Source organism: Bacillus sp. JJ1532 (genome assembly GCF_036965085.1).
Lineage (GTDB): Bacteria > Bacillota > Bacilli > Bacillales > Cytobacillaceae > Cytobacillus.
Window position 1 is genome coordinate 1 of sequence record NZ_JBALOW010000016.1, and the last position, 21,704, is coordinate 21,704.

Here is a 21,704-nt window from a genome sequence, read left to right on the forward strand (position 1 = left end):
TGACCGATCGGGGCAATTTTCCACTTCTGCGGGCATCAGATGAAGTGACTGATGACTGATCATAATAATTCTCCCCTTCAGCGGGCACCAGATGAAGCGACTGATGACCTTGTTAGGCATTTTTTCACTCGAACCAAAACAAAAAAACCTATTCCTTCGATGTGGAATAGATTTTGCATTCATATGAAAGGAAAAGAGTCCCAATCGTGCCGTCGCTTAGATGCCTTCGTTTTGAACCCGCACAAAGCAGGTGGGTGTCCTGTTTCTGCATATGTAAGTCCTCATGCCATGAGGCGTTTACGCCGCTATAGAAAACTCTGGACTCCCGAAGGATAGATGTTCGGTCAAAATGTCAGGTTACACAACGAACACATCAGGACTCTTTAAAGATTAATTGTATTTTATCATATTCATATTTCTCTTACAAGCGTACAAATCTAGGTCCATGCTCATTTTTTTACGTTTAATGCCAAGTGAAGATCATCTAATTGGGCTACACTTACTTCTCCAGGAGCATTTGTTAACAGACAGCTTGCACTTGCTGTTTTCGGGAATGCAATCGTATCACGGAGATTGGATCTTCCTGCCAGCAGCATGACTAATCTGTCTAAGCCAAGGGCAATTCCCCCATGTGGAGGTGTGCCATATTCAAAGGCTTCCATTAGGAATCCGAATTGTTCATTTGCTTCCTCTTGTGTAAAGCCAAGGACATTAAACATTTTTTCCTGAACAGCTCTTTCAAAAATACGAAGAGATCCGCCGCCAAGCTCATAACCGTTTAATACAAGGTCATAGGCTTGAGCTCTAACTTCGGATGGATTTGTTTCTAAAAGTTCCAAATCCTCTCTAAATGGCATTGTGAATGGATGATGTGCCGCAAAATAACGGCCTGCCTCTTCATCATATTCTAATAATGGCCAATCTGTAATCCAAAGGAAGTTAAACTTGCTTTGATCGATTAGACCAAGCTCTTTACCAAGCTTTAAACGTAGTGCTCCTAGTGCATCAGCCACAATGTTTTTCTTGTCTGCCACAAATAGTAATAAATCTCCCGTTTCAACAGATAGAGTGGCTGTCATTGCCTTTTGTTCTTCCTCTGTTATGAATTTAGCAATTGGTCCCTTTAATCCGTCCTCTTCTGCCTTTAACCAAGCAAGACCTTTTGCCCCATAAACAGCTGCAAATTCTGTTAAGGCGTCAATATCTTTTCTTGAATATTGGCTGCCGCCATTTTTCACATTGATTGCCTTCACTTGACCACCGGATGATACGGCTCCTGCAAACACTTTGAAACTGGAGTCCTTCACAATCTCCGATAAATCAGTTAATTCCATGCCAAATCGAGTATCAGGCTTATCGGATCCAAAACGGTCCATCGCCTCCTGGTAAGTCATGCGATGAAATGGAAGTTGGATATCTAACCCCTTTACCTCCTTCATGACTTTTTTCATCATGTTTTCCATTAGGCCAATTATTTCATCTTGGCTCATAAAGCTCATTTCCATATCGACCTGCGTAAATTCAGGCTGACGGTCCGCACGTAAATCCTCATCACGGAAGCACCGGGCAATTTGATAATATCTTTCAAATCCCCCAACCATTAGCAATTGCTTAAAAATTTGCGGCGACTGCGGCAAAGCATAGAATTCACCAGGGTGTACGCGGCTAGGAACTAAATAGTCACGCGCCCCTTCTGGTGTGCTTTTCGTTAAAATCGGTGTTTCAATATCAAGGAAGCCTTCCCCGTCCAGAAAATCCCTCATTGCTTTTGTTACTTGATGACGCATTTTTAATGTTTCAAACATTGCCGGTCTTCTCAAATCAAGGTACCGATATTTTAATCGAATATCCTCGGAAACATCTGTTTTATCATCAACCATGAATGGAGGAGTTTTCGCTTCGTTTAAGATCGAAATCTTTTTAACTAGTACCTCAATACGTCCAGTTGCAAGATTTTCATTGATCGTGCCTTCTCCGCGGGCGATGACTTCTCCTTCAATATCAAGCACATATTCATTTCTTACTTTTTCCGCGATAGCAAGTGCCTCTTGTGATACCTCGGGATTAAAAACAATTTGGATAATGCCAGTCCGGTCGCGTAAATCGATAAAGATTAGTCCTCCTAAATCACGACGCTTTTGTACCCAACCTTTTAAAATAACCTTTTCACCAATGGCGGCTTCTGTCACTTCTCCGCAGTAGTACGTTCTCCCAAACATTCTTTATTCCTCCTATTGTCTAGCTAGCTCTGTGAATTTTTCCACAAATGTATTTAGTTCCATTTCCGACTGTTCACCAGTTTCCATTGATTTTAGGGTGATTTTATTAGCTTTAAGTTCGTCCTCCCCTAAAATCGCCACATATTTAGCATTGGCCCTGTCTGCTGCTTTAAACTGTGTTTTTATTTTTCTATTTAAATAATCTCTCTCTGCTGAGAAGCCAGCGAGGCGAAGCCTATGCAGTAATCCAACTGTATAGTCCTTTGCTTCTTCTCCTAGCGAAACTAAATAGCAATCAATCTTCTCATTAATTGGCAGTTTAATTTGTTCAGCCTCTAGGGCAGCGATAAAACGTTCAATACTCATCGCAAAACCGATTCCAGGTGCCTCAGGGCCGCCAATTTCTTCGGTGAGACCATTATACCTTCCGCCTCCACAAAGTGTGGTGATGGCCCCAAATCCTTCTGCATTGCTCATAATTTCAAATGCTGTATGGTTATAATAATCAAGTCCGCGAACTAGATTTGGATCCACTTCAAATGCAATATCAAGATCAGTTAAATACTGCTGTACTTTTTCAAAATATTTCTTGGAATCCTCATTTAAGTAATCGATAATCGATGGAGCAGCCTTCATTAGCTCATGGTCTCTGTCTTGTTTACAGTCAAGAATTCGCATTGGATTTTTACCCAATCTGCTCCTGCAGTCTGAACAAAACTCGTCTATTCTTGGCTTAAAGTGGTTTACTAATGCTTCACGGTGTGCATTTCGGCTTTCTTTATCACCGAGACTATTAATGACTAGCTTTATCTTTTCCAAGCCTAGTTCTTTATAAAGGCTCATGGCTAAAGCTATAACCTCTGCATCAATGGCAGGATCATTGCTTCCAATGGCCTCAACACCAAATTGAACAAATTGGCGGTATCGTCCTGCCTGCGGACGCTCGTAGCGGAACATTGGTCCCATATAATAAAGCTTTACAGGCTGAGTTGCGTCCCCATACATTTTATTTTCAACAAAAGAACGAACAACTGCAGCTGTCCCCTCTGGTCTTAGCGTTAAGCTGCGTTCTCCGCGGTCTTCAAATGTATACATTTCCTTCTGAACAATATCAGTCGTATCCCCAACACTTCGCAAAAATAACTCTGTGTGCTCGAATATCGGGGTTCTGATTTCGCGATATTGAAACTTCTCGCAAAGCTCTCTTGCTTTTTCCTCTATTAACTGCCATTTTTCAATTTCGCCTGGGAGAATATCTTGAGTTCCCCGTGGTATTTGGATTGATGTCATATCTGAATCCTCCTTATTCCAAAAATAAGTAGTATTTTATAAAAAATAAAAAAGCCCCCGCCTCCTTGTATACAATACAAGGGACGAGAGCTTGTAATTTCCCGTGGTGCCACCCTAATTGAAGACGTCCTAAAAAGAACGTGCTTCCTCTTTTACAGTTAACGCCTGTGAACGTTCAGCTCCTACTAAAGTGAATGCCTCTTTCAGAGAGAAACCTACGAAGTGTTCTTTCATTAAATCATCATGCAGAAATGTTTTCAGCCTATGACATTTCTTCTCTTTTCATGTGGAGCTTAACTACTATTCTTCATCAACGGTTAATATTTCATCCTAATATTTATATTATCATACGTATCAACAATCGGATTGTCAATAGCGTTATTTAAGATCTTTCTAAATGTTTTTTTAATTTACGAACATCTCTTACAGATAAACCAAACTCTGAAGCTAATTCCACCATGTTTGAGCCTTGTTCTTTTTGAATAAAGTCATGAAAATCTACTCCAAATATCTGGTTTTCTCCTAAGTGGGCAGATGTTCCCTTTTCACCAAATCTCATTTTTTTCACCCTTCGTTACGTAGTTATCTCCTATTCTTCCCACTTTTAGAATAGAAAATGCATTTTCTGGATGAACAACTAGTAAAACTAAGACTTTAATTTAATAGACACTCATCTAATCATGCAATTGTCTCTATTAGACAAACATACATTTAGACAAATTTGGTCAATAATCTAGTCCCTTCTTTTTTCAGGCGAATATAAATATAAGCAAACGGACATGCAGTGTCATATGACTCTGCTCTGAAAAAAAAGAAATGGAGTGAGAAAATGTCATTTGAATTAGGAATTACCATATTTGTATTTGTCACGACCATGCTGGTCATTTTTTGGAGGCCAAAGGGGCTCAATGAAGCTTATCCAGCTGCTGTTGGTGCAGGGATCATTTTAATAACAGGAATCGTATCTCGAGCAAATATTGAGGATATTATCAGCAAAATTGGCGGAGCCTCTATTACGATTATGGCGACAATTGTCATGGCAGTCATATTAGAAAGCTTCGGTTTCTTCCACTGGGCAGCTGCCCGGCTTGCTAGTATGGCAAAAGGATCAGGCTACCGTCTATATTGGTATGTTCAGCTTCTATGCTTCTTGATGACACTTTTATTTAATAATGATGGAAGCATCTTAATTACAACACCGATTTTAATTCTATTACTGAAAAACCTGCAGTTAAAACCCCATCAGCAAATCCCGTACCTATTAAGTGGCGCTCTTACAGCTACCGCTTCAAGTGCTCCCATTGGCGTCAGCAATATCGTTAATCTCATTGCATTGGAAATTGTAGATATGACGTTATATATGCATACTGCCATGATGTTTGTCCCAGCAACATTAGGTTTACTGTTTATGTCCTGGTTAATGTTTGTCGTAGTGAAGAAAAAATTGCCAAGAAAATTGCCAAATTCCACTTATGAGATCGAGGAGAGTTTTTTCACCAAAAATTTTCATCCTTTAAAAGGAAAACTTTCTGTCGAGACAAAGAGAAAACGTACAAAGTTTATGTTGAAAGTATTGCTGTTTGTTTTTATCATGCGCTGTTTATTATTTGTAGCCTCTTTTCTCTCCATTCCAATTTCTCTAGTTGCTGTGCTCGGATCCGTTGCTTTGCTAGTATGGCGATGGTATCACCTGCGAACAAACCCCATTGATATTTTGATAAAGACTCCTTGGCACATTCTGATTTTCGCTTTTTCCATGTACGTCATTATTTACGGACTTCACAATGTAGGACTGACGGCATTCCTCGTGAAATTATGTGAACCTATTGTCAACCAAGGGCTGCTCTATGCAAGCTTTACGATGGGCGGACTCGTTTCAATTCTCTCTAATATCTTTAACAATCATCCAGCCTTGATGGTTGGGACGATAACTTTAACAGAAATGGGGCTCGATCCAATTACTTTAAAGACGATTTATCTTGCAAATATCATCGGCAGCGATATAGGTTCCTTATTGCTTCCAATTGGTACGCTTGCGTCTCTGATCTGGTTGTATATTCTCAGACAGCATAAAGTGAAAGTGAAATGGAAGGATTATTTAAGTGTGTCATTAGTTGTTATCCCAATATCTACAATTTTCACCTTATTCTTATTGTACTATTGGGTACAAATGGTATTTGCCTAAATTTAATGATGAAATATGGAAAAATATTAAGGAGGGAAAGAGTTTGACTGATTTAATCACTTTACAAGGTAAACAAGTAAATTTACAGCTTGGGAAAGAAACAATTAATGGGATTTTACTTGACGCAGGAAAAGATATTGTTGTCATCTTTAATGGTCAACGGTATATATATATCCCTTTGTTACACGTACATCATTTCCAGCTTAACAGCAATAAAGATGATTATGTAGATTCGCCTAGTGAATCTTCTGCGTTTGCAAAAATGGATCTTCTTAATGTTAAAGAAGTATTAAATAAATCAAAGGCAGTGTTTACAGAAATTTATGTAGGAAAAGATTTATCTTACTATGGATATATAACAAATGTCTATAATGACTATGTGGCTTTTTATTCACCCATTTATAAGTTGATATTTATTTCAATAGACCATATAAAATGGCTTGTCCCTTTTAATGAAAACTCTTCACCTTATACTTTAAACAACATGAACCTATCTTTAGGCAAAAGTCACGTACACTTGCGAGTAAGTCCAACGAATTTTCCTTTACTTCCTAATTTGGAAGATCAGTTAAAAAAAGAAGCAGGAAAACTTGTCATCTTTGATGGGGGAAAAGATCCTAAAAAAGTGGGACTGTTAAAAAAGATTGAAAATAACCTCGCAGAAATAATACTCGCAAAGGGGGAGAATATATGTTTGAGGCTTTCCCATATAAAATCAATTCAAATACCATAATAGCGGGATGCATGAAGTCCCTAAGCAGCTTTTATGTAAAACTACAAAAAAAAGAGGCAAAAGCAGCGCCTCAAAAAATTCCTTTGTAAGTTATATAAATAAAACCACAAAGATAAGTTACAGTCACTTTTAAGATATGTTTTAGAAACCGGAAATGAACTAGGTAATTTACACGAAAAACATTAAATATTAAGAAAAAAAGCTATTTCATTTGAGATAGCTTTTTTCTTTGATGAAAAAGTCGCCAATAAGCAATAAAATTTATGATATTTTGACAATAGAGCAATCAGACGCATATTTTGAAACTTTTCATCTCATTTGGAAGGATTTAAGCGATCTAAAGAGAAGTAATATCATTTAGTAAAAGGAAAGGCTTGACTAAAAAAACAAAATTTGTTTTTCTTAAAGATGTGAATCTATCAAAAAGGAGGGAGCAAATGCTCAAGAAACAAATTCTCTTATTTTTTTGCACTGTTCTCTTCATAGGATTAGCCACTCCTCCGTCAGCGGCAAAAGCAGTGGGCCAAACTGTCACAGTGGGAACAGATAGCTTAAATATTCGCAAAGGTCCCGGTTTGAGCTATCCGATCGTTGCGAAGGCAAAAAAAGGAGAAAAATACCCTTCCCTTTCCGAAAAGAATGAATGGATTGAAGTTCAGCTTGGTAACGGTGTTCGTGGCTGGGTAGCCAATTGGCTCGTGACGAAGGAAAGCGCGACTATCTCGGGCAGTTCCTCAGAAAAATTAGAGAAGAACAAGACTGCCATCATTTCAACAGATGGCCTTCGAATTAGAAAAGGTCCAGGGACAAGCTTTCCAGTGATTGGAACAGTTAATAAAGGAGAAGCATACACGGTTCACAGTATGGATGGAAATTGGGTGAATCTTCAAACTTCTTTTGGCAATGGCTGGGTCTCTAGTGACTTTATCCAAATCCAAACTAGTAGCAAAACTACTAGTGTAGAAGGAAAATGGAATGGCAGTATTACTGCGAATTCCTTAAATGTCAGAAACTCACCTTCTCTAAATAGTTCTATTATTGGAAAACTAAGTTTAGGAGATAATGTAAAGATATTATCTCAGACAAGTGAATGGACTGAAATCTCTTTTTCTGGGACGAAAGCATGGATAAGCAGCCAATATATTCAAATAGACAAAGCTGTTTCCAATAGCCCCGCTCCCGAAAAACAACAAAGTAAATCGACAAGCGCAGGTAAAAAAGCCAAGGTAACAGCAACATCGTTAACTGTCAGAGATACTGCTTCTCTAAGTGGAAAAGCAATTGGCTCGGTACAACAAAACGAAAGCTATCAAATTATCGAGGAAGCCAATAACTGGGCAAAAATCGAGTATGAAAAGGGATTATTCGGCTGGGTGGCTAGCTGGTATTTGGACAAATCTGAAACTGCCCAACCAGCTGTAAGTGAGCAAAAAGTGAAGGATAGCTCTCTTACCATTATTCATAATGGATCTAACATTAGAAAAAATGCAAATGCTCATTCTGAAGTCGTACATAGGGCCAACCAGGGAGATATATTTGATATTATTAGTATCCAAAATGATTGGTATGAAATCCGTCTCACCAATGGGGAAAGCGGCTATATTGCCGGTTGGATTGTTTCAGTAAATGGTTCAGCACCTATGGTAGAAAAACCCGGATCAGAATTACACTTGAAGAATAAAAAAATTGTTATTGACCCCGGTCATGGCGGAAGAGACAATGGGACAACAGGGGCAAGAGGGACGCTTGAAAAATTATTAACATTGCAGACAGCTCAAAGCTTATATGAAAAATTGAAATCTACAGGGGCTAACGTCATATTAACTCGTAATAATGATACATATATCCCTCTATCATCACGGGTGTATACATCACATTATCATAACGCCGATGCCTTTATCAGTATTCACTATGATAGTATGTTAGACCGAAGTGTTCATGGAATGACCACCTATTATTATCATTCCTATCAAAAGAATTTAGCTGCCAATGTTCACTCCTCTATTACTTCTAAGACAAATCTAAAGGACCGCGGCTATCGTTCCGGAGATTATTATGTGTTAAGAGAAAATAAGCGCAATGCAATTCTGCTAGAACTAGGTTACCTCAGCAATCCTACGGAAGAAATACTCGTATCTTCCAGCCAATTTCAAGACACGGTGACGACTGGCATTTACCAGGGGCTAGCTAGGTATTTTAAGGAGAACTAGATTTAATTCTTAAAGGCTAAATAAAAAAAGTCAGACACATTCATACTTAAGTATGAACACTGTCTGGCCTTTTTTATTGTCTAGCTTCAGCGCCTACCCCCGACGTACAGGACGTACTAGTGTCGACAATGCGACAGGACAAGGAAGACTTCGGCAGCGATACAGCGCACGACCAAAAGTGAAGCTTTTGGGAGGACGTCGCGTTTTTGTCGACCTCGAGGTCACAAGCCAATCCTCCCAGAAAGGAAAAGACACCTTTCCGAGAGGCTCGTCTTGTGCTTGTCGGACTTGCACAGGATGTGCTGACATCGGCGTTCGCCACAGGACGTGGCGGCCTTTAGTCGATGTTCCTTTGCAAGGCGCTTACACTTTTCTTATTTACTATCAACAATTAGTGTTACTGGTCCATCATTCGTTAGCTGAACATCCATCATGGCGCCAAATTCACCTGTCGCAACCTTTAATCCTTTTACACGAAGATTGGTATTAAAGGCTTCATATATTTTCAATGCGTGTTCAGGTCTAGCTGCTTCCATAAAATTAGGCCTGCGCCCTTTTCGACAATCTCCATATAAGGTGAATTGGGAAACCGATAAAATTTCTCCGCCTTTATCCAGTATTGATAAATTCATTTTTCCGCTTTCATCTTCAAAGACTCGTAGATTGGCAATTTTATCAGCTAAAAATTCAGCATCCTTATCATCGTCTTCATGGGTCACTCCCACTAAGAGGACAAAGCCCTTTGGAATACTCCCAACTATTTCACCGTTAACCTTAACGCTTGCTTCCTTGCTTCGTTGTACAACTACTCGCATAACAAATACTCCTTAATTCATGATCCTGCGAACTGCATAAACATCAGGAATTTGTTTAATACGTTCGACAACCTTCTGTAAATGGTTTACATTGTGAATCGCAATTGTCATATTAATTGTTGCCGCTTTATTTCGGTCAGAACGGCCTGATACAGCAGAAATATTTGTTTTTGATTCATTTACTGCCTGCAATACTTCATTAAGCAAGCCTCGCCTGTCAAAGCCAGTAATTTCGATTTCAACACTATATTCTTTCCGGTCATTTAAGTCCGTTTCCCATTCAACAGGAATAAGTCTTTCTTTTGCTTCATCATTGACGATATTCGTGCAATCAGCTCTATGAACAGAGACTCCGCGTCCTTTCGTAATAAAGCCAACAATTTCATCCCCTGGTACCGGATTACAGCAGCGGGAAAGACGGATAAGCAAATTGTCAATACCGGAAACACGGACCCCTGATTCACGCTTTTTAGTAGATGGGAATGATCTTAACTCGGAAACAGCATTTGTTATGTCAGCCTCTTGTTCCATATCACGCTTTCTACGCAGCTTTTCCGTTAAGCGATTCGCTACTTGAAGGGCCGTTACACCGTTATAGCCCACTGCTGCATACATGTCTTCCTCATTCATGAAATTAAACTTCTCGGCTACTCGTTTTATATTTTCGGCTGTAAGAATTTCTTTCAAATCGAAATCCATATTACGGATTTCTCTTTCAATTTGCTCTTTACCCTTTTCAACATTCTCATCTCTTCTTTGTTTCTTAAAGAATTGACGAATTTTGTTTTTGGCTTGTGAGGTTTGAGCTAGTTTTAGCCAATCCTTGCTTGGGCCATATGAGTGCTTGGAGGTTAAAATTTCAATAATATCGCCAGTTTTCAGCTTATAATCGAGTGTTACCATTTTCCCGTTTATTTTCGCACCAATTGTTTTATTTCCAATCTCGGAGTGAATCCGGTACGCAAAGTCAATGGGAACTGATCCTGATGGCAGTTCGATGACATCACCTTTTGGAGTAAAGACAAACACCATATCAGAAAATAAATCAATTTTTAAAGACTCCATAAATTCTTCTGCATCGTTGGAGCTGTCTTGAAATTCTAGAATTTCACGGAACCATGTTAGCTTGTCTTCAATTGACAGTCTTTCATTGACCTTTTTACCTTCCTTATACGCCCAGTGAGCAGCAATCCCGAATTCAGAGATTCGGTGCATTTCGAATGTACGAATTTGCACTTCTAACGGATCACCTTTAGGACCAATGACTGTCGTATGAAGAGATTGGTACATATTTTGCTTTGGCATCGCAATATAATCTTTAAAGCGGCCAGGCATTGGCTTCCAGCATGTGTGGATAATACCGAGGACAGCATAGCAATCCTTAATACTATTTACAACAATTCTGACAGCAAGCAAATCATAGATTTCGTTAAATTGCTTGTTTTGCAAAGCCATTTTACGATAAATGCTATAAATATGCTTAGGTCTGCCGGAAATATCTGATCGAATGGAAACTTCATTCATTCGGCTGCGCACCTCATTGATTACATCTTCAAGATATTGCTCCCGCTCAGCCCGTTTCTTCTTCATTAGGTTCACAATTCGATAATATTGCTGTGGATTTAAATATCTTAGAGCTGTGTCCTCAAGCTCCCATTTAATTTTTGAAATTCCCAGACGATGGGCAAGAGGGGCAAAAATTTCTAATGTTTCATTAGAAATACGGCGCTGTTTTTCAGCAGGCAAATGCTTAAGGGTACGCATATTATGAAGTCTATCTGCCAGCTTTATTAAGATGACACGGATATCCTGTGCCATTGCTACAAACATTTTGCGATGGTTTTCTGCTTGCTGCTCTTCTTTCGATTTATATTTAATTTTTCCAAGCTTTGTTACACCGTCAACAAGCATGGCCACTTCTTCATTAAAGGCTGCCGTAATATCAGCTAGTGTGACATCTGTATCCTCTACAACATCGTGAAGAAAACCGGCTGCAACCGTAGATGGATCCATTTCTAAGTCGGCCAAAATGCCTGCTACTTGAATGGGATGGATGATATAAGGCTCACCCGATTTTCTATATTGTTCACGATGGGCATGTCTTGCATATTCATATGCCTTCTCAACAAGCGCCACATGCTCATCATTTAAATATACTTTCGTTCTGTCGATGACTTGTTCAGCGGTCAGAACATGATCGTTCGCCATGGGATCACCTTTTATTATTAATTTTCATTTGTCGATTTGTCATTTTCCGTTTAAAACTGTCATAACAAAATTAGAATGATTGCTACTATTATCGAAAAAAAAAGCGAATATGTAAAGGGATAGCGATTATTTTCCTGAAAAATAAAAAAATTGTCGAAATCTGTAAGTTTTTAAAAGGATATATCCTCTGCTTTTTATTAAGCGTGCCGATCGTTCCATAATAAAAAGAGCGCCCCATCAGCGCTCCCATTTAAATTAATATTCCATTAAAGTAAGAATATCATATTTTCCAAGCTTATCTCGCCCTTTTAAATATGACAATTCAATTAAGAAGGCAATTCCAGCTACAATACCGCCAAGCTGTTCAACTAATTCAATGGTTGCTTCAATTGTTCCTCCAGTTGCAAGCAAATCATCTGTTATTAGTACTCTTTGTCCCGGCTTAATGGCATCTTTATGGATGGTTAGAACATCCTTCCCATATTCTAACCCGTATTCCACTTTAATCGTCTCACGAGGAAGCTTTCCTTCCTTTCTAACTGGAGCAAAGCCGACTCCTAGTGAATAAGCAACAGGGCAGCCAATAATAAATCCGCGCGCCTCTGGACCTACAACTAAATCAATTTGCTTTTTTTGTGCGTATTCAACGATTTTGTCTGTGGCATATTTATATGCCTCACCATTATCCATTAATGTCGTAATATCTTTAAATTGAATACCTGGCTTTGGCCAGTCCTGGACGATTGTAATATACTGTTTTAAGTCCATTCTTTTACTTCCTCCTCAAATTTCACAGAACCTTGGATTACTGAATCGAAAAAGCTTTTTAACTGTTGATAAGGTGAATATAGCAATTCGTTTTCGATTGTGTACTGTTTACGTCTTTGTTCATAAATAAGCGAATCTGTTAAATCACGTTTTTGTGAAGTCTCATTAATAGAAATGATTCCATTGTTTATTTTAACAAAATCTAATTCAAAAAACACTTGTGACATGAAGTCAATTGTTTCTTTGCTCCATCCTTTATGCTTTGCAATATTGTCTCGGTATTGCTGAAGGCTAATTGGACCCTTTTTCAATATTAAGGCATAGAACCATTTGAAATGATCCCTCGTTGGAAGTGTGCTAAAAAAGGCACTCTCCTCTTTATAGAAATGTGCATATACCCTTGAAGGATTTTTCCCAGAAAATAATTGGGTCAGAAATTCCTTGGAGGGTGGAAGATCCGTTAATATCACATTTTCTTGATCTATATTTAATGCCGCTGCTTCCTCATATGAACTTACTGTTACCATATTCTCATTTATATATGTTGGAAACTTTATAGCATTTTCTTTATTAAATACAATCCATTTTGATTGTTTTTTAGGGATCAAATCTATTAATTGTTCAAATCGTTTAATCCCCCTTATATCAAATAGCTGCCAGTCTTGAATAACCGCATCCTGGAGGAAAATTTGCGGCCTTCGGATATTATTCCATTCATTAATCGAAAGCTCTCCAATTACGGATATTTTAGAATATGGCGAAATATGCTCATATAATTCTCCTAGTCCGAATCCTACACCATCAAGTGTACTGCCTTCACTCTCAATTGTCATTTTCAAATGATTTTGATCCGAACCGATCTTTCTCATATTTGCAATGCTTGCATCCTTAATTAATATTTTTGGCTTCGGATTATCCATTCCAAATGGGGCGAGCATCTGCAATTCCTCTATAGAATTCAAGTGGATCTCTGACATATTTACTGTCCCATCCAACGTAGTAACTGGAATAAAGTCCTCATCTGCTAATTGTTCCTTTGCTGCTGAATTTAGCCTATTTCTAAGCTCATCGACATGACTCAGTTCCAATGTCATGCCGGCAGCCATCGGATGCCCGCCGAAATGAGGTAATATATCTCTGCATTCAGATAGGTTTCTAAATAAATCAAATCCTAATATACTGCGTGCAGAGCCTTTTGCTAAGCCCTTCTCTCTATCAAAGCTCAAACAAATGACTGGACGGTAAAATCTTTCTACTAGCTTTGAAGCGACAATTCCTATAACACCTGGATTCCAGCCTTCTTGACCGATGACAAGGACTGCATTTTCATCGATTGGATAATTTTCTTCAACCTGACGAATAGCTTTTTCAGCAATATTGCTTACTAACGCTTGTCTTTCCTTGTTCATTTGCTCTATTTCCTCAGCAATCGCTTCAGCCTCATAAATATCTTCAGTAAGCAATAAGTCAACAGCCGGGTCTGCACTATCCAATCTCCCAGCAGCATTTAATCGTGGCGCGATCAGGAATCCTACCGTTTCTTCCGTTACTGAGCCTGGTTCTACCTTGTTTTGTTTTAATAAGGCGGTTAAGCCAACATTATTAGTGGACTTAAGCTTCTTCAAGCCTCGTTTAACGATTAAACGATTCTCTCCTTTTAAGGAAACTAAATCCGCAATCGTCCCTATAGCAGCTATTTCTAGCAGATGCTCTGGCAGTTTACCGTATAGTGCATGAGCTAATTTAAAAGCAACCCCAACACCAGCTAACTCACGAAATGGATATTGGCTTCCTTCAAGTTTCGGGTGGATGATAGCCAATGCCTTTGGCAATTCTGGCCCTGGTTCATGGTGATCTGTAATAATTAAATCGAGTCCAAGCTCAGCAGCAGCAGCGGCTTCCTTTACTGCAGCTATACCCGTATCAACCGTTATTATCAGTTTGATTCCAGTTTCCGCTGCATATTGAAAGGCTGGGATATTTGGACCATAGCCTTCCGAAAATCGGTTTGGTATGTAGAATTCGACATTAGCGCCTAATTCCCGAAGAACCTTCATCATAACGGTCGTACTTGTCACACCATCTGCATCATAATCTCCGAATATTAAAATCGGTTCTTCCTTATCTATCGCCTTTTTTATCCGTGTTACGGCAATTTCCATATCAGCTAATAAAAAAGGATCATGAAATTCTTGTTTATCATCAAATAGAAAACTTTGTGCTAATTCCGGTGATTCTATTCCTCTATTTACAAGCAATGAAGCAAGGAGAGGAGTTAAATTTAATTGTTGAACGAGAAGATTTTGCTTGTCTTCATCTGATTTCCGAACAATCCAGCGAGTTTTTGATTGTAACATTTGTTCACCCCTCAACTTTTTAATTATACAAGAGGGTCCTTTGTGTTTCAATGCGTAGTCCTGAAAAAAGAAAAACAGCGAAGGACGCTGTTTAATTTTCATCATCTTCATTATAGGGATTAATATGAACAAACACATTGTGAACATTATTCATTTTTAATAGCTTTTCCTTTACTTTCTTGCCAACTCGGTGTCCCTCTTCCACTGTCATATTCGGATCAACCGAAATCTTCAAATCAATGATTACATAATGTCCATGCTCTCTTGCATGAAGCTGATTAATTTTCTTAACTTCCTTAACACTTTCCACTGCTTCTCTTAATTCCAGTGTATCCTCTTCATGCAGCACATGATCAAGTGTGTTATGAATCGACTCTTTCCCGAGCGACCACGCCATTTGGATAACCATGAGGGAAACAATCACCCCAGCAACAGGGTCCGCATATTCCAGCCAATCGATGCCAAGCTTACCGCCGATGATCGCAGCACCAATACCAGCCAATGCAGCAAAGGATGAATAAACATCTGAACGATGCTCATAGGCATTAACAATTAATGCATCACTATTCAACTCACGCCCAAGCTTGTATTTGTAGCGAAATAATGCTTCCTTTACAATAATCGAAAAAATAACTGCCGCAATAGCTATTGTTTTTGGTGCTTCTATCGGTTTAAAAAAAGCTGTTACAGATGACTTACCAATTTCAAATCCAACAAACAATAACAATACAGCAACAATAATAGCTGAGATAGATTCTGCCTTCCCATGTCCATATGGATGATCATCATCAGGCGGCTGCTTTGCTGCCTTCAAGCCTAAATAGACTGCTAATGATCCAGCAATATCCGAGGCAGAATGTACAGCATCAGCAATTAAAGCACGGCTCCCCGCATAGACGCCAATTCCCCATTTGACAATCGCAAGGACAATGTTAATCACGATGCCAAGCATGGCAGCAAATTCAGCCTTTTTAAAACGATCATCTTTATGATTCAAAATGAAACTTCCTTCCTAAAAATGAACTTATTGCTAGTTTATCCTAATTCCAATGATTATGAGCATGTTTTGAAAAAAAGAAAACCCCAGGATATCCTGGGGCTTGAATTATACTTGAGGTTCATCGCTAATTTTTCGTTTTTCTTTCACTGTTTTAATGACGCCTTTTTTCTTCAATTCTTTCCCTTTCCAAACGAGCCACAATTGGGCACATAAGAAAATGGAAGAATAAGCACCTGCAACCAATCCGATTAGTAGAGCAAAGGAGAAGTTACGGATGGATTCACTTCCGAATATTAAGATTCCTAATACAGCAATAAGTAGGGTTAAGACCGTATTAATAGATCGTCCCATCACTTGACGTAAGCTTGAATTAACAACATCCGCAAGTTCCTCAAACGTTTTAATACGCTTTTTCTTTTGCATGTTTTCGCGCATCCGGTCAAATGTAACAATTGAATCATGAAGGGAATAACCAATAACTGTTAAGACAGCCGCGATAAAGGTTAAATCAACTTCTAATCTTGTAATGCTAAAGAAAATGATGATAAAGAATGCATCATATAATAGACCAAGTATAGCTGCGATCGCCATATACATTTCGAAACGAATGGTCACATAAATCACGATACCAATAGAGGCAATCAACAAAGAAATAAACCCATTTTTTGCTAGCTCTTTTCCAACTGTTGGTGAAACTGTGCTTACATTTGGTTCTGCTCCTAATTTCTCATGGAAATGGGCTTTTAACTCAGCAATTTCATCCTTGGTAAGTACTTCTTTAAATCTTGCTACACCAATTTCTTGATTGGCTCCAGATATGACAATATCATCTGTTTCAATATTTAAATCAGCTAATTGCTCTTTTACTTCAATTTTTGTTATTGGTTTATTTGATAGAAGCTCCACACGAGTCCCTTGGGTGAAATCAATCCCTAAATTCAGGCCAAACATAACCACACAAATCAGCCCAATTCCGAGAATGGCCCCGGAAAATGTAAAATATTTTTTCCGATGTTTAACAAAATCAAAGCGATCAAACCTTGTCGGCAAATCAACTGTATCATAATTTTCTGCAATATCTTTAATATCACTTTTCTTAACACCGAACCAGCTTGGCTTTTTATTAAATAGATTGCTGTTTACCCATAGTCCAAGGAGTATTCTAGAGCCATAGACAGCGGTAATGAAGCTGACTAGGATACTAATAATCAACATCGTGGCAAACCCTTTAATGGAGCTTGTCCCATAAACAAATAAAACACCAGACACTAAGATCGTTGTAATATTGGCATCAAAAATCGTAGATAAAGAATTTTTGCCACCTGCTTGAAAAGCAGACTTAACCGTTCTCCCTACTCGTAATTCTTCTTTAATTCTTTCATACGTGATAATATTGGCATCGACTGCCATACCAACCCCAAGAATGAGGGCGGCAATACCAGGAAGCGTCAATACCGCATTCATCCAGTCAAAAATAAGGAGAATTAGATAAATATAAATCGACAGAGCCACAGTAGCAATAAATCCTGGGAATCGGTAGTAAACGATCATAAATAAGTAAATAAGCGCAATACCGATTATCCCGCCTAAAACTGTTTTGTTCAAGGCTTGCTCCCCAAATTGGGCACCAACAGATGTTGAATACACTTCTGTTAATTTAACAGGCAGAGATCCTGCATTTAATAAGTCCGCTAATGTCTTTGCTTCCTCGACGGTGAAGCTTCCAACTATCGAGACCGTATCCTGGTTAAATACTTGACTTACCGCTGGAGCAGAGATATATCCTGGCTCTGCTTTCGTTGCTTCTTCTCGGAAAGTAGTACCTTCCTCAAAATCGAGCCAAATGATAAGCAGATTATTAGGTACCCCCATACTGACAATACGTTCGGTTACCTCTTTAAATTTACTTGCACTTTTCAGTTTAATTGAAACACTTGGCTTTCCATTTTCATCAAAAGTTTGCTTTGCTCCGCCCTCTGCCAAATCGGATCCATCCATCAATGGTTCATCATTTACATCACGGAATGTCAGGTTGGCTTCAGTGGAGAGAATTTCACGCGCTTGTTTCTGATCAGTCACTCCAGCAAGCTGAACACGAACTCTATTTTCCCCTTCAATTTGAATATTAGGCTCACTTACTCCTAATACGTTTACGCGTTTATTCAAAGCTTTTGCCGTACTGGCTAAAACAGTATTATCAATTTTTTGGTTTTTATCAATCGGTGATACCTCATACAGAACCTCGAATCCACCTTGAAGATCCAGTCCTAGCTTAATATTTTTCAGAATATTATTTGTTGTTGTACCCATCAAACTTCCAATCAATAATACAATCAGAAAGAAGGCAACAATGCGTCCTCGCTTAACCATTATGAAAATGTCCTCCTTAAATACAAGCCTAAAAAAGGCTCACAGCATAAAACATACATAAACAATCTATCTCATCATTTCATACCTATGATTCGACTAGAATTCCATTTATAATTATGAAACAGTTTGCAAAAGCTGTCAATTTTTCTATAGGTGAGTTATTTTAAAAGCTTGCGAAGCTCTTCCTCATCATCAAATGCAAAGTCTGCCTCTTTAAAAGCTTCGACCGTGGCATAATTGAAATACTCGCCAACCTTTACGGAAAGAACATCCTGAACAATTTCAGATATTCTCTTATTTTCATCTGCTTTCCGCCACTTTTTTCTCTTTAGAAAATTCCAGAGCTCCTGTTCAGAAACTTGACCATACCCTAATAAAGCAAACTCCTCTTGCTTACTTTTCAACGCCGGTTTCAATTCATTTCGAAGATGATCATATGTATGGCTGATTTCCATAACAGCCGCCTCCTTATTCAATTTAAAAGGAAAATAAAACTTTGCTTGTCATGCTTTGTCCACTTCCTAGCATATAGTTAATTGTATATGATAACACCTATTTTGAGAAGGCAGGGAGCCAAATGTCGAAGTTTTTAAAAGGAACGATGATTCTACTGGCAGCTGGACTTGTTACACGGGTGCTTGGGTTTATTAATCGGATTGTTATTGCAAGATTTATTGGGGAAGAAGGCGTTGGTTTATTCATGATGGCTTTCCCAACTTTAATTCTTGCTGTTACTATAACACAGCTTGGTTTACCTGTAGCTATATCCAAAAATGTGGCGGAGGCAGAGGCAAGAGGGGATAAAGCCAAAGTAAAGAAAATATTAGTTGTATCATTAGCAACCACTATTTCTCTTTCTGTCATATTTACTCCAGCATTAATTTTCTTAGCCCCTTATCTAGCTGATACGTTATTTACCGATTCACGCACATATCTTCCACTATTAGCCATTGCACCTGTTGTTCCAATTATTGCTATTTCTTCTGTTTTAAGAGGTTATTTTCAAGGCCGGCAAAATATGAAGCCTGCAGCTATTTCACAAATGCTAGAGCAGATCGTAAGAATTACATTAATTGCAGCGATGACGAAAGCGTTTCTTCCATATGGGATCGAATATGCTGCGGCCGGCGCAATGCTTGCTTCGGTAATAGGTGAATTAGCTTCACTAATCTATTTAATAACCACTTTCAAAATCAAAAAGAAATTCAAAGTCCGGAAGCATTTTTTTAAGTCTGTCAAAACAGGAAAAAGCACCTTTAAAGAATTAATGAGCATCGCCCTCCCAACTACAGGAAGCCGAATGATTGGTTCTTTGGCATGGTTTTTTGAGCCCATCGTTGTTTCTCACAGTCTTGCTATTGCGGGGGTGGCTGCCATCGCTGCAACAAAGCAGTATGGGGCGCTTACTGGCTTTGCTTTACCGTTATTAATGCTCCCATCATTTATTACTCACTCGCTGTCAACTGCTTTAGTTCCAGCCATTAGTGAAGCAAATTCAAGAAATCAGCATCATATTATTGAATACCGGCTGCAGCAGGCACTTCGCCTTACATTTTTAACAGGCGGCTTGGCTGTTGTTGTATTATTCGTACTGTCAGATGAATTGATGAAGGTTATGTATGGATCCAATAGCGGGGCTCAATTTATTAAGCTGATGGCTCCATTTATCATCTTTTATTACTATCAGGGTCCTCTTCAAGCTACCCTCCAGGCACTAAATTTAGCAAGAGCCGCTATGATCAATAGCTTAATTGGAGCCATAATCAAAACCGCGGTCATTTTTATTTTGGCTAGTCAGCCTACATTCGGAATAAACGGCGTAGCCATGGGGATTCTTGTTGGATTCGTGCTTGTCACACTGCTGCACTTCGCAACTGTGTTAAAAGCCATTTCTTTTACATTTTATGTACGCGACTACTTGAAAACCTTTTTGGTCATGGCGCTTTCAGCATGGGTAGGATTTTGGCTGCTTCAGAATTTAAACTCACAGTTTTCTCTCACCATTCAAGTACTGATCATTACATTCATCATCACGATAGTTTATTTAATTTTTACTCTCTTGCTTGGACTTGTAAAAAAGGATGAAGTCAGCCGTATACCTTGGATTGGCAAACCATTTTCAAGATTTGTCTTTAAATAAAAGTAAGAGACCGCACAGTGTCCCTTACTTTTTTTCATCCTTTAAATCGATATAAAACTGACCATTTTCAAAGCTGCAAAAGGAGATTTTCTGTATTTCGGTGTATCCCCTTTTTCTAAGCTGCTGGCGGAGCCAAAAATTTGTTTGGTTAATGCTTTCTAGACCTGATTCCTGAATGATTCCATCTAAAATTAACGGAACTGTCAAATTTCCTGTTTTCTTTTTTTCCTTTTTTAATACAGATAATTCACCTGTCGTTTCCAATATGGCAAATTCTACATCGGTAATATTTCGTATATCCTTCCCTCTTAATTGCAGAAGCAAATCATCAAAGTTATAACGATGCTTTTTCATGGCTGCCTCATCGATCTTACCTTTATTAATTATAATGGTTGGCTTCCCATCAACAAGATCACGAAACTTTTTGCTCTTTAAGGTCAAAAAGCCAAGCGTGATTTGGATAACCATTAACACTAACATAGGGAGAACATTTGGTAAGAGCGGGGACGTTGGGTTTTCTATAGCCAATACGGCCATTTCAGCCAACATGATCGTTACTACGAAATCTATCATACTTAGCTGTCCAAGTTCCTTTTTACCCATGATTCTAAAAACTGCCAATATTAGGGTGTACAAAATAATGGTCCGCAATATGATCATGGAATAATCATGCACTTTTCATTCCCCCTTTAGTGGCATTCTCTTTTATTATGGGCAAAAAAAACATATTCATGTGATATATTAGTTCCAATTTGAGCAAATGCAATTCCTTAACTAAGAATTCGATTCTATTTTTTCTTTGTGTGAATATGCTTGTACTAGCAGTATTCTTGTACCAATCTGCGATCTAAATAAAAAAGAAGGGAGAGGGGCAATATAGAAGAATCAAGAAATATCAGCGGTGCTATTCTTTATGGGATTATTGCAGTTTTTGTGCTAGCCTTGATCAGCAGCTTAATATTTTCACTATTATTAAGATTCACTTCTCTACAGGAGTCATCCTTACAATTTGTCATTACTGCAATCTCCTTCATTTCGTTATTTATTGGCGGCTTCATTTCGGGTGGCAAGGGAAAACAAAAGGGATGGCTTCTTGGTGGGTTAACAGGGCTTGTTTATTCTATTATTATTTTTCTTTATCAATACTTAGGAGTAGACAGTCTATTTGATACAGAGCAAATTATTTATCATACATGTTATATGCTGACAGCGATGATGGGCGGCATATTGGGTGTTAATATGTCGAATAAGACAACGAGAAATGCGTAGAAAAGCGCAAGCGCCTTGTTCACCCCCGACAAGCACAAGACGAGCCTCCCGGAAAGGTGTACTTTGCCTTTCTGGGAGGATTGGCTTGTGACCTCGAGGGGGTAGGCGCTGGAGCTAGACATATAATAAAAAAAGAAGCG

At 38.6% G+C, this 21,704-nt stretch carries 17 protein-coding genes, 1 other RNA gene and 1 other annotated feature; of the genes, 6 read left to right on the top strand and 12 right to left on the bottom strand.

What is annotated here, in order from left to right:
• Nucleotides 1-193: 193 nt before the first annotated feature.
• From ssrS to V7122_RS07015, 4 genes are all read right to left on the bottom strand, one after another.
• Nucleotides 194-383: non-coding RNA, 6S RNA (ssrS, locus tag V7122_RS07000), on the bottom strand.
• Nucleotides 384-449: 66 nt separating this feature from the next.
• On the bottom strand, nt 450-2,219 hold the full coding sequence (gene aspS / locus V7122_RS07005) for an aspartate--tRNA ligase (RefSeq protein WP_335526141.1): 1,770 nt from the start codon (nt 2,217-2,219) through the stop codon (nt 450-452).
• A gap of 12 nt (nt 2,220-2,231) precedes the next feature.
• On the bottom strand, nt 2,232-3,509 hold the full coding sequence (gene hisS, locus V7122_RS07010) for a histidine--tRNA ligase (RefSeq protein WP_335526142.1): 1,278 nt from the start codon (nt 3,507-3,509) through the stop codon (nt 2,232-2,234).
• 76 nt (nt 3,510-3,585) lie between these two features.
• Nucleotides 3,586-3,832 (bottom strand) — a binding site (T-box leader).
• A gap of 59 nt (nt 3,833-3,891) precedes the next feature.
• Entirely contained in the window at nt 3,892-4,068 is a 177-nt protein-coding gene (locus V7122_RS07015; protein WP_335345533.1) for a hypothetical protein, read from the bottom strand.
• A 270-nt stretch (nt 4,069-4,338) separates the two neighbouring features.
• Between V7122_RS07015 and V7122_RS07020 the strand changes: the two genes are divergently transcribed.
• The 4 genes from V7122_RS07020 (at nt 4,339) to V7122_RS07035 (ending at nt 8,978) form a co-directional block, all read left to right on the top strand.
• A complete protein-coding gene (locus V7122_RS07020; RefSeq protein WP_335345534.1) occupies nt 4,339-5,694 on the top strand; it encodes an arsenic transporter in 1,356 nt (451 codons plus the stop codon).
• A 43-nt stretch (nt 5,695-5,737) separates the two neighbouring features.
• Entirely contained in the window at nt 5,738-6,427 is a 690-nt protein-coding gene (locus V7122_RS07025) for a DUF2642 domain-containing protein (RefSeq protein ID WP_335526143.1), read from the top strand.
• 437 nt (nt 6,428-6,864) lie between these two features.
• Nucleotides 6,865-8,637, top strand: coding sequence for an SH3 domain-containing protein (locus tag V7122_RS07030; protein ID WP_335526144.1), 1,773 nt, complete (start codon nt 6,865-6,867; stop codon nt 8,635-8,637).
• Between the two features lie 206 nt (nt 8,638-8,843).
• On the top strand, nt 8,844-8,978 hold the full coding sequence (locus V7122_RS07035) for a hypothetical protein (protein WP_335526145.1): 135 nt from the start codon (nt 8,844-8,846) through the stop codon (nt 8,976-8,978).
• Between the two features lie 33 nt (nt 8,979-9,011).
• Here the strand turns inward: V7122_RS07035 and dtd are convergent, their stop codons facing one another.
• The 7 genes from dtd to V7122_RS07070 all read right to left on the bottom strand — a co-directional run bounded on the left by dtd (nt 9,012) and on the right by V7122_RS07070 (nt 18,610).
• Complete coding sequence (dtd, locus tag V7122_RS07040; protein ID WP_335345537.1) at nt 9,012-9,452, bottom strand: D-aminoacyl-tRNA deacylase; 441 nt, start codon at nt 9,450-9,452, stop codon at nt 9,012-9,014.
• Nucleotides 9,453-9,464: 12 nt separating this feature from the next.
• Nucleotides 9,465-11,660, bottom strand: coding sequence for a RelA/SpoT family protein (locus V7122_RS07045; RefSeq protein ID WP_335345538.1), 2,196 nt, complete (start codon nt 11,658-11,660; stop codon nt 9,465-9,467).
• Nucleotides 11,661-11,915: 255 nt separating this feature from the next.
• Nucleotides 11,916-12,428 (bottom strand): adenine phosphoribosyltransferase, encoded by a 513-nt coding sequence (locus V7122_RS07050; protein ID WP_335345539.1) that lies wholly within the window; start codon nt 12,426-12,428, stop codon nt 11,916-11,918.
• Complete coding sequence (gene recJ, locus V7122_RS07055; protein WP_335526146.1) at nt 12,419-14,785, bottom strand: single-stranded-DNA-specific exonuclease RecJ; 2,367 nt, start codon at nt 14,783-14,785, stop codon at nt 12,419-12,421. Before recJ ends, V7122_RS07050 begins: the two co-directional genes overlap by 10 nt.
• Nucleotides 14,786-14,876: 91 nt before the next feature.
• The gene (locus V7122_RS07060) at nt 14,877-15,737 is read right to left on the bottom strand and encodes a cation diffusion facilitator family transporter (protein WP_335526303.1); all 861 of its coding nucleotides are present in this window, start codon (nt 15,735-15,737) and stop codon (nt 14,877-14,879) included.
• 153 nt (nt 15,738-15,890) lie between these two features.
• A complete protein-coding gene (gene secDF / locus V7122_RS07065; RefSeq protein ID WP_335526147.1) occupies nt 15,891-18,155 on the bottom strand; it encodes a protein translocase subunit SecDF in 2,265 nt (754 codons plus the stop codon).
• 158 nt (nt 18,156-18,313) lie between these two features.
• Complete coding sequence (locus V7122_RS07070) at nt 18,314-18,610, bottom strand: post-transcriptional regulator (protein ID WP_335345542.1); 297 nt, start codon at nt 18,608-18,610, stop codon at nt 18,314-18,316.
• A gap of 122 nt (nt 18,611-18,732) precedes the next feature.
• On the opposite strand from V7122_RS07070, the gene spoVB reads away from it, so the two are divergent.
• On the top strand, nt 18,733-20,295 hold the full coding sequence (spoVB, locus tag V7122_RS07075; RefSeq protein WP_335345543.1) for a stage V sporulation protein B: 1,563 nt from the start codon (nt 18,733-18,735) through the stop codon (nt 20,293-20,295).
• 24 nt (nt 20,296-20,319) lie between these two features.
• On the opposite strand, the gene V7122_RS07080 is transcribed toward spoVB, so the two are convergent.
• On the bottom strand, nt 20,320-20,970 hold the full coding sequence (locus V7122_RS07080) for a DUF421 domain-containing protein (protein WP_335345544.1): 651 nt from the start codon (nt 20,968-20,970) through the stop codon (nt 20,320-20,322).
• A 201-nt stretch (nt 20,971-21,171) separates the two neighbouring features.
• Between V7122_RS07080 and V7122_RS07085 the strand changes: the two genes are divergently transcribed.
• Nucleotides 21,172-21,564 (top strand): TIGR04086 family membrane protein, encoded by a 393-nt coding sequence (locus tag V7122_RS07085; RefSeq protein ID WP_335345561.1) that lies wholly within the window; start codon nt 21,172-21,174, stop codon nt 21,562-21,564.
• Nucleotides 21,565-21,704: the final 140 nt, after the last annotated feature.